Source organism: Sphingopyxis sp., assembly GCF_035686825.1.
Lineage (GTDB): Bacteria > Pseudomonadota > Alphaproteobacteria > Sphingomonadales > Sphingomonadaceae > Sphingopyxis.
The window spans coordinates 471,385-484,462 of sequence record NZ_DASRYZ010000007.1 but is presented as its reverse complement, the minus strand read 5'-3'; the positions used below and the strand labels follow the sequence as shown (position 1 = coordinate 484,462).

At 64.9% G+C, this 13,078-nt stretch carries 9 protein-coding genes and 1 pseudogene; 6 read left to right on the top strand and 4 right to left on the bottom strand.

Annotated features, from left to right (window positions below):
* Positions 1 to 224 precede the first annotated feature (224 nt).
* Positions 225 to 422 (top strand): CsbD family protein, encoded by a 198-nt coding sequence (locus tag VFG17_RS20125; protein WP_325031148.1) that lies wholly within the window; start codon positions 225 to 227, stop codon positions 420 to 422.
* A 233-nt stretch (positions 423 to 655) separates the two neighbouring features.
* On the opposite strand, the pseudogene VFG17_RS20120 reads toward VFG17_RS20125, so the two are convergent.
* Positions 656 to 1,141 (bottom strand): annotated as a pseudogene (locus tag VFG17_RS20120) (arsinothricin resistance N-acetyltransferase ArsN1 family B).
* Positions 1,142 to 1,298: 157 nt separating this feature from the next.
* Between VFG17_RS20120 and VFG17_RS20115 the strand changes: the two are divergent.
* Genes VFG17_RS20115 through arsH form a run of 4 tightly spaced genes read left to right on the top strand, consistent with a single transcriptional unit; the run spans position 1,299 to position 3,897 of the window.
* Positions 1,299 to 1,628, top strand: a complete 330-nt coding sequence (locus VFG17_RS20115; RefSeq protein WP_325031147.1) for a metalloregulator ArsR/SmtB family transcription factor — start codon at positions 1,299 to 1,301, stop codon at positions 1,626 to 1,628.
* 14 nt (positions 1,629 to 1,642) lie between these two features.
* Positions 1,643 to 2,071, top strand: a complete 429-nt coding sequence (gene arsC / locus VFG17_RS20110) for an arsenate reductase (glutaredoxin) (protein ID WP_325031146.1) — start codon at positions 1,643 to 1,645, stop codon at positions 2,069 to 2,071.
* 3 nt (positions 2,072 to 2,074) lie between these two features.
* Positions 2,075 to 3,139, top strand: a complete 1,065-nt coding sequence (arsB, locus tag VFG17_RS20105) for an ACR3 family arsenite efflux transporter (RefSeq protein ID WP_325031145.1) — start codon at positions 2,075 to 2,077, stop codon at positions 3,137 to 3,139.
* A 2-nt stretch (positions 3,140 to 3,141) separates the two neighbouring features.
* Positions 3,142 to 3,897, top strand: coding sequence for an arsenical resistance protein ArsH (gene arsH, locus VFG17_RS20100; protein ID WP_325031144.1), 756 nt, complete (start codon positions 3,142 to 3,144; stop codon positions 3,895 to 3,897).
* Positions 3,898 to 3,993: 96 nt separating this feature from the next.
* On the opposite strand, the gene VFG17_RS20095 is transcribed toward arsH, so the two are convergent.
* A complete protein-coding gene (locus VFG17_RS20095; RefSeq protein ID WP_325031143.1) occupies positions 3,994 to 4,386 on the bottom strand; it encodes a hypothetical protein in 393 nt (130 codons plus the stop codon).
* 311 nt (positions 4,387 to 4,697) lie between these two features.
* Here VFG17_RS20095 and VFG17_RS20090 point away from each other — a divergent pair, with 311 nt between their 5' ends.
* The gene (locus VFG17_RS20090) at positions 4,698 to 4,979 is read left to right on the top strand and encodes a DUF1153 domain-containing protein (RefSeq protein WP_325031142.1); all 282 of its coding nucleotides are present in this window, start codon (positions 4,698 to 4,700) and stop codon (positions 4,977 to 4,979) included.
* Positions 4,980 to 5,065: 86 nt separating this feature from the next.
* Here the strand turns inward: VFG17_RS20090 and VFG17_RS20085 are convergent, their stop codons facing one another.
* Both VFG17_RS20085 and VFG17_RS20080 read right to left on the bottom strand, forming a co-directional pair.
* Positions 5,066 to 5,440 (bottom strand): glycine zipper 2TM domain-containing protein, encoded by a 375-nt coding sequence (locus VFG17_RS20085; RefSeq protein WP_325031141.1) that lies wholly within the window; start codon positions 5,438 to 5,440, stop codon positions 5,066 to 5,068.
* A gap of 195 nt (positions 5,441 to 5,635) precedes the next feature.
* Positions 5,636 to 12,952, bottom strand: coding sequence for an autotransporter outer membrane beta-barrel domain-containing protein (locus tag VFG17_RS20080; protein ID WP_325031140.1), 7,317 nt, complete (start codon positions 12,950 to 12,952; stop codon positions 5,636 to 5,638).
* Between the last annotated feature and the right edge of the window lie 126 nt (positions 12,953 to 13,078).

Below are 13,078 nucleotides of genomic sequence, written 5' to 3'. Positions count from 1 at the left end.
ACGACTGTACAACCAGCCCGCACCGGTGAAGATCGCGCCAGATAAGCCGGTCCCTTTCACGCCCTTGCCGAAGGGCAGGCGAACCGAGGTCCTGCCAGACCGAACAGCCTCGTGCTGCGTCCAAGGCAGAGATTTTTCCGAAAAAAGGCCGCCGTCTGGCGCGGCTGCGGAACATCCGGAAAAGCGCCGCGTTGTTTCCGCGTACCGGAAGTTGGAGAAACGAGATGAATAGCGATACGCTCAAAGGCAATTGGGAACAGGTGAAGGGCCATGTCCAGAAGAAATGGGGCGAACTCACCAACGACGAACTCGACGAGATCAACGGAAATCGCAAGATTCTCGCCGGCAAGATACAGGAACGTTACGGCCGCGGGCGCGACGAAGCCGAGCGCGAGATCGACGAGTTCGAAACAAGCTACTGATCCGTCCCTGATCGGCGAAAGCCCGCGCAGTGAGTTGCGCGGGCTTTTCTGTGCCCGTTTGTGGGTCACCCGGTAGCTCAAGTCAGGGAAACGGCGCGGATGGACAAACAGCTTAGATTGGCCGGTTTGAGACGGTCCGCTGCTGCACAAAAAATCGCGGAAAGTCGTGATTCGGGCGTTCGCTACCTGCTACCGGAGAAAATCCATTAACCGCGCGGCCCCTTCCGGATCGCTCACAATAGTCGTTGCCACCAACCGACATCGTGCCAGGCATCAAATTTTCGTCCGACCTCGCGGTAGATGCCCACCGGTTCGAAGCCCATGGCTTCGTGCAGCCCGACGCTCGCGTCGTTCGGCAGCGCGATGCCAGCAAATGCGGCGTGATAGCCCATGTTCGCCGCGGCAGGCAGCAAACGGGATTACAAGCGGCGCGCCACCCCGCTCCGCTTTGCGCCGGGCGCCACATAGACCGTTACATCGACGGATGTCCGGTATGCCGCGCGCGTCCTGTGCTCGCTGGCGTAGGCGTAACCGACAATCTGCCCATCCACTTCGGCAACGAGATAAGGATATTTGAGCAGAATGGCGGCGATGCGCCTTTCCATCTCCGAAATATCGGGCGGCACTTCCTCGAACGAGACGGTGGTGGACGTTACATAGGGTGCGTAGATTGCCTGAACCGCCGGCGCGTCCTCCAAGTCTATCTGACGAACATCCATGTTTTCACCACATCAAATCAGAATCTGGACACACTGACCCGCCGCGGCCGGACAATCAAGGCACCCTCCCGGACGCAGCGCGAGATGAGCAACATAAACCCATCGGAAAAATACGATGAGTATTGACCGATTCACACCCATCGGATAATTCCGATGTATGACCAATGGCGCTGCCCTGCTCGCTCTCGCCGCGCTCGCGCATCCGACACGGCTCGATGCCTTCCGGCAGCTTCTCCAGCACGAACCCGACGGACTTTCGACAGGGCAGCTCGTCGAACATGCTGGACTGACGCAGAGCACCTTCTCCACGCACTTGGCGGTGCTCGCCAAGGCTGGGCTCGTTCAGTCGGAAAAACGCGGGCGCCACTTCATTCAGCGCGCCGACATCGATGCGCTTCGCGGCCTCATGCTCTTCCTCGCCAAGGACTGTTGCCAGGGTCGCGCCGAGCTTTGCGAGCCCTTGCTCGCCGAACTCGCCTGCTGCTGAAGGAAGCCAAGGCCGTGACCGATATCATCATCTATCACAATCTTGACTGCGGCACGTCGCGCAACACCCTCGGGCTGATCCGCAACGCCGGGATCGAACCACACGTCGTCGAATATCTGAAGACGCCGCCATCGCGCGCGCTGCTCGAACAACTGATCGCCCGCGCCGGAATCGCGCCGCGCGACCTCCTCCGCCAGAAGGGGACGCCCTACACCGAACTAGGCCTCGACGATCCTGCGCTCGGCGATGCGGAGCTCATCGACGCGATGATGGCGCATCCGGTCCTGATCAACCGCCCGCTCATCGTATCGCCGCTCGGGGTGAGGCTCTGCCGCCCTTCCGAAGCCGTGCTCGACATCCTTCCGGCGAGGCAGCTCGGCGCCTTCGCCAAAGAGGACGGCGAGCAGGTCGTCGACGCCGCCGGCAATCGCATCGGCGACTGATCGGTGCCGCAGACCCAGCGCGAACGCCTGTCGTTCCTCGACCGCTATCTCACGCTCTGGATCTTCCTGGCGATGGCCTTGGGCGTGGTTCTCGGAACCGTCTTCGAGGGCCTGCCGAGCGCGATCGAGGCGCTGTCGATCGGCACGACCAACATCCCGATCGCGATCGGGCTGATCCTGATGATGTACCCGCCGCTCGCGCGGGTCCACTATAACGAGCTTCCGCGCGTGTTCGACGACCGGCGTGTACTGGCAATCTCGCTCATCCAGAACTGGATCATCGGTCCGGTGCTGATGTTCGCTCTCGCCATCCTCTTCCTGTCGGACAAGCCCGAGTATATGACCGGCCTGATCCTGATCGGCCTCGCGCGCTGCATCGCGATGGTGATCGTCTGGAACCAGCTCGCGAAAGGCGACAATCAATATGTCGCGGCGCTGGTCGCCTTCAACTCGATCTTCCAGATCCTCTTCTTCAGCGTCTACGCCTGGTTCTTCCTCGCGGTGCTCCCGCCGCTGTTCGGGCTCGAAGGCAGCATCATCGACGTAAGCTTCTGGACGATCGCGGAAGCCGTGCTCATCTATCTCGGCATCCCGTTCCTCGCCGGATATCTGACGCGCACTATCCTCACCCGAAAGAAGGGTGAGGAATGGTATGAGATCCGCTTTCTGCCGAAGATCGCACCGATCACGCTTGTCGCGCTGCTCTTCACCATCGTCGCCATGTTCAGCCTCAAGGGCGGCGAGATCGTCACCATTCCCGGCGACGTCGTCCGCATCGCGATGCCGCTCACCATCTATTTCGTCGTGCAGTTCCTGATCAGCTTCTGGATGGGTAAGCTCATCGACGCCGATTATCCGCGCACGACCGCGGTCGCCTTCACCGCCGCGGGCAATAATTTCGAACTCGCGATTGCTGTCTCAATTGCGGCCTTCGGCCTCGCCTCGCCCGTCGCCTTCGCGGCGGTGATTGGCCCGCTCGTCGAGGTCCCCGTCCTCATCCTCCTCGTCGGCGTGGCATTTCGCCTCGGGCGCCGTTGGTTCCCCGCAAGCACTCCTCCGGAAGCATGAATATGACAGACCCAGAATTCACGCGCCTGCGCGCGCTCGTCGATGCCGACCATTTCCCGGCGCTCAGTCCCGAATATCTGCGCGCCCAGCCGGCCCTCGGTCTGGGCCCGCTCGATCCGGCACCGCGCATCCTGCTACTCTACGGCAGCCTCCGCGAGCGCTCTTATTCGCGTCTCGTGGTCGAGGAGACCGCGCGCCTGCTCCAGCTCTTCGGCTGCGAGACGCGCATCTTCGATCCGTCCGATTTACCCCTGCCTGATCTGATCCCCGGCGACGATCATCCGGCGGTCGAGGAATTGAGGCAGCACTCGCTCTGGTCCGAAGGGCAGGTCTGGTGCAGCCCCGAACGGCACGGCCAGATCACCGGCATCATGAAGGCGCAGGTCGATCACCTGCCCCTCGCCTACAAGGGGCTCCGCCCTACCCAAGGGCGCACGCTGGCGGTGATGCAGGTGTCGGCGGGATCGCAGTCGTTCAACAGCATCAACACGCTGCGCATCCTCGGGCGCTGGATGCGGATGATCACCATCCCCAACCAGTCGAGCGTCGCTAAAGCCTACGCCGAGTTTGACGAAGCGGGCCGGATGCTGCCGTCGAGCTATTATGACCGGATCGTCGATGTCGCCGAGGAGTTGGTGCGCTTCACCGTGCTGACGCGTGGCCATTCCGACCAGCTGGTCGACCGCTATTCGGAGCGGAAGGATCGCAATGAGCCAGTGATCACGCCCGCTGAGCTGGCAGGAATTCCGGGAGCATAACGTCGAAGATGGCCCGGTGCGGAGTGGACACCGTCGATTCTATAGACGCGAGCGGTCACGGAGCGCGTGGAGCGGCAACTCCGCTTCGCCCGAAACTCACTTGCGATACTGCCACTGATATTCGGGGATATTATCCTTGCGAAGGACGGCGGCTGTCCAGAAATTGATCTTCAAGCCGGGCTTGCCGCCATCAGCGGCGGATTGCACAAATGCGCGGCCGGGACATGCGATCGTGTCCGAACGCGATGTGTCGATCAACTCGAGGCACCGGCCGACAAAGCGCGCTGACTTCGATCCGGCCGATTCCACCGCCGTGATACGGGCAATGACCGTTCCCGCTGGTGCCGCGATCTTCTTGAACAGGGATCGGCCGTGTCGTTTTCCCCGATCGTCACCATGCCGTTTGCCACGGACAGCCTGATCTTTGCGGTCGACGCCGTACCACTCGCCATCGATCGCCTTGAGCGGGTTCGCGGGCAGGTCCGGCATCGTCTGAGCCTGAGCCGGGCCTGCACCCGCGCCAGCGCCAGTGCCATCAATTAATTCGCAGTTCGGGTCTTTTTCCCCCTATGGGGGAAGGAACTGCCGCAATTTGCCCGCTCTAGCAAGAGAGGCCGTCAACTAACGAACGCCCCGCTGTCGCTTCGCAGTGTCATCCACCAAAGCCTGCGCAGCGATGCTCGGCGGCAAACGGTTCGGCGCAATGACGCTCACATCGCAACCTTTTGTTAACCTCGAAACCGCATTTTCGCTGCGGGGGGCACACAGGCGGCAGCGGCCGTGCGGATGGAGAGTTCGCAGTGCTCGAAACGACGATAAGACCTACATCGGTCGCCGGACCGGCCGGGCCGCTCACAATCGACGATCTGCCGCCGCCGACGGCAGGTTATTGGGTCGCGCACCGCAAGGCGGAGCTGCTTGCCGCGATCGACGGCGGGCTGATCGGGCTCGCAGACGCTTGCGCCCGATATCGCCTCAGCGACGAAGAGCTGGAATCCTGGCGCCGCACGCTCGACCGAGCGGGCATAGCTGGGCTGCGGGTGACAAAGGCAGGAAGCATGCGCAACCGGATTATCGGATAGACTTTCTCACCGCGCGCTCCCCCACAGCGTGCGGTGTCATGAGGACGGCGCGAGCAGACTGGTCCCTCTCGCGCCGTCCTTTCATATCAGCGGCATTTAAGTTCGCCGCGATCGATCGCCCGCCCGAGCAAGCCGCCGCCCGCCGCTCCGATGATCGTCCCGACTGTGCGGTCGCGCCCGCCATCGAGTTCGCGCCCAACGAGCGCACCGACGGCCGCGCCGATGATCAGTCCCGTGGTTCCGTTCTCGCGGCGGCAGTGGTAACGGCCATCCTTGCTCCGCCAGATGCGATCGCCGTGCGACAGACGGCGGGGCTCATAGTAGCGGCCATATCCGTCATAAAGGCCGCGATCCTTGGCGCGCTTGCCGTGCGCCGGCGCCCATGGCGGGGGGTCGGCGAGCGCTGGCCCCGCAGGAACCGTGAGCGCGGCAAGGACCGCGGCGGCGATGTATTTTTTCATGGCCCGTCTCCTTTGATGGTGGATTTAGATAGCGTTGCGGAGCCGAACCGTATGTGAACAGCGCGTTATGGCCGGTTGCTGTCAGTCGGCTTTTGGCGACAAATCGCAAGAAGCGGACGTCAGACCCAAATTGACCTGACGCCCTCACAATCTTTCAAGAGCTCACTTGCTTTCCGCCGCCGGATTAGACAGCGATCAGAACCGTACCCGGAAGCCTGCTGTGCCCTTCAGATTATAGCCCGCACCGAAGTCGGCGATCGCCGTATCGCCCGACACCTCGGTGTAGAGGGTAAAGCGGTCGTCGCCCCAACTGTAGCTGCCGCCAAGCCCCAGTTCGCCCGTCAGGCGGTGGTCGCGATTTGCGATCGGCGTTCCTGACACATCGGCCTCGGCCCCATCGAGCCATTCATAGCTGAGGTTCACTACCGTGTAGAGGCGGGTCCGGCGCGTATCGCCGGCAGCACCCTTCCAGCTCGTCTGATGATCGATTGCCAAACCCCCGCGGGTCTTCAGGCTTTCGCCCTTCGCAACCGACACTGCGGCGTCCGAAGGGTCGGCGAAGCGGTCGAAATCGACCTTGGCATAGCTCATCTGGACCTGCGGCGTGATCGACAGATTGCCGCCAATCGAGGTCTGCTTGCCGACTTCGAGGCTGAACGCCTGGCCATCACCCTTGTTGCCGCGCGTGAGCGATCCGAGGATGCTGGATTCCAGATCGCTGTCGAACCAGCTGAGCTTGACCTGTCCGTCGACATAAAAGCCCTTCGGCCCGTACCAGGTCATCGTCGCACCGATGCCGTAACCCTGCGTGTCGATCGTGCCGTTGCCGAAGATCGACGCGACGCTGCTGTCCGCCTTGCCATAATGCGCGGTCAGCCCGCCGACGAGCGCGGCGCCGTCGCTCCGCTCCGCCACCACCGCGTCGAGCCCGATCTGCGCCTGCCACTGGTCGACCTTGCGGTCGGCATCGCTCGTCGAGACGAGCGCCTCGGGACGCTGGCGCTCGGATTCGAACCGGCCCCAGAGGCCCGCGCCGGCAATCGGCGAGGCCGCCCACGAGCGATTGCCGACGCGTTGCTGCAAGGTCGGCAGGCGGTTCAGCGACTGCAGCGCCCCGACATAGGCTTCATAGACCGGCACGCCTGGCTGATAGAGCGGACCTTGCGGATTCTCGCTGGCGAGAAGTGCAGAGCGCAGATACCAGTCGCCATCCTGCGGCGTGGCCACACCATTCTTGTAGAGGCGGTAGCCGTAGGCCCCCGCTATCACCGCCTGCTCACCGTCGAACAAATAGTCGCCATCGAGGACAAAACTGCCGTTCGACGCGCCCGCGACGTCGACGATCTTGATCCCCTCGACGGTCTGCGCGCCGAGACCGCCGCGGTTGGTGACCGTCACCCGTGTATTGCCCGATGTCGCGCCGCCCACGATCAGGCGATCCGCAAGCGAGCTGTCGCCGCCCAGTTCGGCTTCAATCTCGAGCACGCCGCCGTTCCCGGTGTAATCGCCAGCGACAGTGAGCGAACCGATGCTGGTGCCGGGCGCGACGACGCCTGCGTTGGCGAGGCTGCCGACGCGGCCCGTGCCTTCGAGGCGGCCCGCTGCGCCGACGGAGACCGCACCGCCAAGGCCGCCCTGCACCACGAGCGTCCCGGCAGCGACCGACGTGCTGCCGCCGAAGCCGCTGCTGTCGGCCGTCACAAGCAGAGTCCCCGCCCCCCCTTTGGTGAGCGATCCGGTGCCAGAGATGAGGCCATCGTAGGTGAAGCGCGTGTCGGCCGCAGGTGTAATCGTTCCCGCGCTGGCGATCTCGATATCGCGTGCGCTCGTGAGGGAGGCAATCGTCTCGAGCGTGCCGCCATCGAAGGTTACTTCGCCACTCGCCGCGCCGAGGTTGGCGTCACTCGAAATGCGGAGCGTCCCGCCGACGATCTGCGTGCCACCAGTGTAGCTGTTCGTGCCGCCAAGCACGAGCGTGCCCGCGTCGGTCTTGATCAGCTGCGCAGCACCGCCCAGCGCGGAATTGATCGTCGCGGTAAAGTCCGCGCCCGCCGCGCTGCCGTCGCCGACGCGGATCGTAGCGGTGGGATCGGTCAACGTGATGCCGTCGCCCGCGATGACATAATCATTGGCAGCGAACTGCATGCCCACAGCGGCAACAGCGCCCAGACCGTCATCCACTGTGACCGTCCCGCCGGTGCCGCCGAAGATGGCGAAGGCGCCGTCGGTATAGCCGGCGTTTACAGCACCGTTCTCGCCGGTCCAATTGTCGTCGCCGCCGCTTGCCTGCCAGCTTCCATTGCCGCCGTTGATCACGCCCTCGTTCTTAGGCCCGGCCGCGCCATCCCAGAAGTTGAGCGCGAGGACCCCCGAGTTGACGAGATTGACCTGGCCCGCGATCGAGGTCTGAACGACGGCGTTGGACTCTGCGGGCATGGTTCCGAGCGTCACGCCGTTATCGGTGAGCGTTCCGCCATAGTTGAACATGCGATAGATGCCGACGTCGAAGGCGCCCCCCACCGGGACGCCGACGTTGAGTACGCCGTCGAGCACCAGATCGCCGCCGACGTTCACGAGATCGTTGAGGGCGCCGCCGACCACGCCGGCCTCGCCGAACTCGAAGTCAAGCGTCGCGGTCGGGCGGATGAACAGATCGCCGCCCACCGTCAGCGTACCCGCACCGCCCGCGCCCGGCGCCAGCGTGCCACTGAGGTTGATGTCGCCACCGATCGTGCCGGTGCCGCCCAGCGTCGTGAGCTGGTTTACGGTCACGGGGCCAGTCGCCGCGCCATAGTCGCCGTTCACCAGTAGCGTGCCCTGCACGACTTCGATGCCGCCGCTGTGGCTGCCGGCACCCGCAAGCAAGAGGGTGCCGGCACCGAGCTTCCCGATCAGACCCGCGCCGGTGAGATTGCCGGTGAGCGTGAGCGTCGTATCCGCGTCGATGGAGAACACGCCTTGGCCCGCGAGATCGACCGTGCGGCCCGAGCTGATATCGGTCGTGGTTGCGAGCGTGCCGCCATTGAAGCTGAGCCCGCCCGAGGCGGCGCCGAGATTGGCGTCGCTCGAGATCTGCACCGCGCCGCCGTTGAACGCGGTGCCGCCAGTGTAGCTGTTGGTCCCGGTGAGTTCGAGCCGGCCGAGATCGGTCTTGACCAGCTGGGAGTTGCCCGTGATCTCGGCGGTGATGATCGTGTTATAGCCGAGCCCGGCACTGCCACCGTCGCCGACGCGGATCACCGATTGCGGACCAGTCAGTGTCAGCGCACCGCCCTGGACCCGGTAATTCGCCGCCGCGAACTGCATGCCTGACGCCGACACCGCACCCAGGCTGTTATCGATCGTGACCACGCCGCCGGTGCCCGCGAAGATCGCGAAGGCGCCGCTGGCATAGCCGGCGTTCGCGGCGCCGGTCGCCTCGGTCCAGCTGTTGTCCAACCCGGTCCGCCACATGCCGCTGCCGCCGTCGACCACATTGTTGAACTTGTTTGCCCCGGCGCTGCCGTCCCAGAAGTTGAGCAGCGCGCCGCCGGTGTTGATCAAATTGACCTGGCCCGCGACCGAAGTCTGCACGAACGCATCGGCGCTCGCCGGCATCGTGCCTATGGCGAGGCTGTTATCTGTGAGCGTGCCGCCATAGTTGGCGACACGATAGAGGCCAACGTCAAACGTGCCGCCTGCCGCTACCGAGACGTTGATCGTGCCGTCCAGGGTCAGGTTCCCGGCGACATCGACGAGGTCGTTAAGCGGATTCCCGACCGCGTTGCGCGCGCCGAATTCATAAGCGAGCGTCGATCCGCCCGACAGCGTCAGTCCGCCGTTGATTGTCAGAGTGCCGGGGCTGTTGCCCGGCGCGAGCGTGCCGCCATCGGCCACGAATACGTCGCCGCCGATGGTGCCCGATCCGCCAAGTGTTGCGCCCGCCGCGACGCTGGTGAGGCCGGTAGCGGCCGACTGGTCGCCATTGACCAGCAACGTGCCTGCGTTGACGCTCGTCGTCCCGGTATAGCTGTTGGCGCCGGTGAGGGTGAAGGCGCCGGCGCCGTTCTTGACCAGCGCGCCGCCCGCCCCGGCGATCGTCCCGGTGAAATAGCTGTCGTTGTCAGCGCCGAAGGTCAGAGTCTTGTCGCCGAGCACGATCGTGCCCGCGCCCCCGCCGGAGCCCGAAAGGTCGCCGATTGTGGTACCGGAGCCGGTGATGCCGGAGATGTCGAACACGCCGCCGTGCACCGTCACCGCGCCGCCCGAATGAAGCGAGCCGTTGCCGACCAGCTCGAATCGGCCCGACAAGAGGGTCGTGCCGCCGGTATAGCTGTTGGCCTCGAGATAGCGGACCCCTCCGCCGAGACCGGCGATCACGACGCTGCCGCCGGTGCCGCCGGCGATACCGCCGTCGGTGATCGTGCCCGACCAGTCGCTGAACATATTCTCGAGGCCCAGCGTCAGCATCCTGGAACCCAGCGCGATGGTGCCCGCCGGGCCGCTACCCAGCTGGATGACCCGCGCGCCGGTGTCGGTCTGCGAGATGTCGAGGACGGTGCCCGCGCCGACGATGAAGTTGCCGACCCCCGCCCGGCCCGCGCCGGCCAGCGCCAGCGTGCCGCCGCTGATGGCCGTGCGGTTGACATAGATGTTGTCGCCGGTCAGCGTCAGCGTTCCCGAGCCGGTCTTTTCGAGGATGTTGCTCGCCGGATTGTTGGCCCCGTTGCCGATCGTGCCGGTCAGCGTGACATCGAATCCTTGCGTATCGATACGGTTCGCGGTCGGGCTGCCGACGAGGATGTCGCGCGCCGAGGTGAAGGAAGCGCCCGCCTGGAGCGTGGCGCCCTGAAGCGAGAGCCTGCCCGCAGCATCGCCAAGATTGGCGTCGCTCGAAATCTGCACGGTACCGCCGCTAACGGTGGTGCCGCCGCGATAGCTGTTGGTGCCGGTGAGGACGAGGGTGCCGCTGCCGGACTTGGCCAGCGAGCCGCTGCCCGAGATTGTGCCGCCGAGCGACAGCGTGCCCGAACGGTTCACCACCAGTGCGCCGTCATTGTCGATGTCGCCGATGATGCTGCCGGTCGCGCCGCCGTTGCCGATCTGCAGCGTGCCGCCGTCGATCGCGGTGCCGCCGGTGTAGCTGTTGCTACCGGTCAGAATCAGCCTGCCCGCATCGGTCTTGACCAGCTGCGCCGAGCCCGTGAGCTCGCTCGCGATAATCGCGGTGTAGGCCGTGCTCGCGGCGCTGCCGTCGCCGACCTGAACGGTTGCCCGTGTCCCGGTCAAGGTCAGCGAGTCACCGGTGATCGAATAGCCGTTGCTCGCGAACTGAAGACCCGATGCCTGAACATTCCCGCCAATATCGTCGATGGTCACGGTGCCCCGTGCGCCGGAGAAAATCGCCAAGCTGTCCTGTGTATAGTCGGCATTGAGCGCGCCATCGGCATCGGCCCAGCTGCTCGATCCGCCGCCGACGCGCCACACGCCGTTCCCACCGTTGACGATGCCGTCATTCTTGGGTCCGGCATTGCCATCCCAGAAGCCCAGCGTCCGCCCCGCGGCGTTGACCAGATTGACCTGTCCCGCGACGGCCGTCTGCACGGAAACGCCGGCGGTGCCGCCGGGGATCGTCCCCAGCGCCAACCCGTCGTCTGTCAGTGCGCCGCCATAATTGAAAATACGGTAGATGCCGGGACCGAACGACCCCCCAGCAGAAGCCGACACGTTGATCGTGCCATCGAGCGTGAGGTTGCCGCCGACATCGACAAGGTCGTTGAGCGCGCCGCCGACGATACCCGCCTGACCGAACTCGAAGGCAAGTACCGCATTGGGTGTGAGTTCCAGATCGCCGCCGACCGTCAGCGTGCCCGGGCTATTGCCGGGCGCCAGCGTGGCGCCGCCGCCGACGGTGACGTCACCGCCGATCGTGCCGGTGCCGCCCAGCGTGCCGCCGCCGAGTACGACGACCTCGCTAGCCGCGTCACCGAGCGTGCCGTCGACGAGCAGCGTACCGCCCGAGATTGCGATCGAGCCGGTGAACCCCGAGTTGTCCGCGGTCAGGCGTGTGACACCCGCCACCTGCTGAATCGTGCCCGCGCCCGTAATCGCAACGTCGAAGTCATAGTCCGCGTCGGTGTGGTTGAAGATCATTGATCCCGCCCCCGCGCCGAACGCAATCTCGGAGGCGCCAAGCGTTCCGGCAGCCGTCGCCGCCTGACCGGCGTCAGAGCCGATGTTGAGGATGCCAGTGCTTCCGGCCAGAGCGGCGATCATGATCTGCGTCGCCGCGGCGGAGCCGCCGCCGGTGACGGTCAGCGTGCCCGAACCCGCGTTGCCGACAAAAAGATCGGCGCTGTTCGCCAATATCGAGTTGGCGCCCGTCACCGATACCGCGCCGGTCGAACCGGCAGCTTCGCCGATCGAGGTGATCGCGTTGCTTACGCTTCCCCCGTTCGAGATCGTCAGCGCGCCTTTCCCCGAAAAGCCGACCAACATTTGGTCGCTGTTCGTCCAGGCCGAATTTCCGCCGGTTACCGTCGCCGTGCCAACAGCATCGACCGAGCTGCCGATGACGGCCGTCCCGCTCGTGGCCAGACCGCCGGCAGCGATCGTCAGCGTGCCGGTGCCTTCACCGCCCACTGTGAGATTGGCATCCCCAAGCCATGCCGAGCCAGCCCCGGTCACGGTCACCTCTCCGCTCGCGCCCTGCCGCGAGCCGATCGTTCGGAAATCCACGCTGATGTGCGCCGCCGCGGTGGAAACGACACCGCCATTGGAGATGGTCAGCTCGCCGCTTCCCTCGCGGCCCACCTGCAGCGAATTGCTCAGATTCCAGACCGAATCCGGCCCGGTGACGGTTACCACGCCCTCCGATCCGGCAAAAAATCCGAGGATCCCCTGGTTGCCGGTCGTCACGGCGCCTCCGCCGGCGATCTCCAGCGTACCGGTACCGGCCTGGCCGACGACCAAATTGCTGTCGAGACTGACAGACGAACCCGTCCCGGCGACTGTCACCAGACCCACGCTGCCGGCATCCTCGCCGACGATGGCATCCGCAGCGAACACCGAGCCGCCATTTTCGACCCCCAGCGTTCCGTTACCCGCCGCGCCGACATAAAGGAGATTGTCGGTTGTCCAGCGCGAGCCGGGGCCGCTCACTGTCGCGATTCCCGAGGAATCGCCATATTCGCCGAGCGTGCTATTGGTGTCGACGTCCACGCTGCCGCGGTTCGCGATGTTCAGCGTTCCGGAACCGAACATGCCGACGTAGACGCTACTGCTGCTCGTCCAGTTCGAACCTGTCCCCGTTACCGTGACCGTTCCGGTGCCGCCGCTATCGACGCCAATCTGGCCAAAGGTACTCGTGACCGTTCCGCCGCCCGCCACCGTCAGGCTACCGATGCCTGCGTCGCCAACGTTGAGGACCCCGCCGACGTCCCAGTCCGGTGAGGTGGCAGGGGAAGGATTGACGTCGCCCGACGTCGTCACGCTCTGCGCCGATGCAACGGGTACGCCTGAGACCAGCCCCATCGCGCATGCGACGATCGCTGTGGAGGCGAATAGTTTCCCAAGGCTGCGAGAAGCGCGTGTCGCTTGTGTGTGCGTTGAGAATTGCCCGATCATGCCGCCTCCTCTGTTTGGCCGACCGGTTAAGGG

What these genes read in the sequence shown, in the direction of transcription:
- VFG17_RS20125 (WP_325031148.1), top strand. Translation starts at nt 225, where the DNA reads ATGAATAGCGATACGCTCAAAGGCAATTGGGAACAGGTGAAGGGCCAT.
- VFG17_RS20115 (WP_325031147.1), top strand. Translation starts at nt 1,299, where the DNA reads ATGACCAATGGCGCTGCCCTGCTCGCTCTCGCCGCGCTCGCGCATCCG.
- arsH (WP_325031144.1), top strand. Translation starts at nt 3,142, where the DNA reads ATGACAGACCCAGAATTCACGCGCCTGCGCGCGCTCGTCGATGCCGAC.
- VFG17_RS20095 (WP_325031143.1), bottom strand. Translation starts at nt 4,386, where the DNA reads ATGCCGGACCTGCCCGCGAACCCGCTCAAGGCGATCGATGGCGAGTGG.
- VFG17_RS20085 (WP_325031141.1), bottom strand. Translation starts at nt 5,440, where the DNA reads ATGAAAAAATACATCGCCGCCGCGGTCCTTGCCGCGCTCACGGTTCCT.
- VFG17_RS20080 (WP_325031140.1), bottom strand. Translation starts at nt 12,952, where the DNA reads ATGGGGCTGGTCTCAGGCGTACCCGTTGCATCGGCGCAGAGCGTGACG.